At 43.7% G+C, this 295-nt stretch carries 1 protein-coding gene; it reads right to left on the bottom strand.

Going from position 1 to position 295, the window contains the following annotated elements; translation table 11 throughout:
• On the bottom strand, window positions 1-295 hold a 295-nt coding region (locus HC175_RS22960), incomplete at both ends, for a hypothetical protein (RefSeq protein WP_168140074.1).

Below are 295 nucleotides of genomic sequence, written 5' to 3'. Positions count from 1 at the left end.
AGCGTAAAGATCCAGTGTAGTCTGGCTGGTACAAACTTCGAAGTCTGCAACAGTACCTGCATTTGCTGCCTCGGGAGCAACAATAGAAACAGTAAGTTCAACTGAGTCTGAACATTCTCCCTCGGTAAGAGTATAGGTGGTAGTGAAAACTCCTAATCCGTCTTCATCATCTGCGTACATTACTAAAAGTTCAGCAGGAGTTGGATCGAAGGTTCCTGTGGTAGGTACTCCCGGATCTAAAAGGACCAGGTAGAAGTTTGTTAGTGTTTCTACATCTGAGAAAGTATCTTCATCA

Source organism: Salinimicrobium oceani, from assembly GCF_012037645.1.
Note: the sequence above shows the minus strand (reverse complement) of the source record. Positions and strands in the feature narration are given on the sequence as shown.